This is a genomic window from Pseudomonas sp. SIMBA_041 (assembly GCF_046535095.1).
Lineage (GTDB): Bacteria > Pseudomonadota > Gammaproteobacteria > Pseudomonadales > Pseudomonadaceae > Aquipseudomonas > Aquipseudomonas mucoides.
Genome location: NZ_JAWRXJ010000576.1, coordinates 1 through 256 on the forward strand (window position 1 = coordinate 1; position 256 = coordinate 256).

1 protein-coding gene is annotated in these 256 nt (G+C 62.9%); it reads right to left on the reverse strand.

The window, feature by feature from the left end; genetic code table 11:
* The coding region (locus SB725_RS32425) for a TRAM domain-containing protein (RefSeq protein WP_410923609.1) at positions 1-256 on the reverse strand (256 nt) is incomplete at its 3' end.

The following is a 256-nucleotide window of genomic DNA, read 5'->3' on the forward strand; positions in this document are numbered from 1 at the left end:
GCAGATCACTGGCGTTGAAGATGCGCTCGGCACGGGCCTCTACCACTTTGCCGTGGCTGCCCAACACCCGAGCTTCGACTTCTTCACCGGCCAGGGCACCGCTGACAAACCAGGTACGCCCTTCGACAAAGGCAATGCCACGGCCGTCGTTGGCCAGACGCTGAATCGTCAAACGCTGTTTCTTGCCCACTGGAATCTGCGGCGCCCGGCTACCGCCCGCCGGCTGGAAGCGCAGGCCTCTATCGTGCTTAGCCAT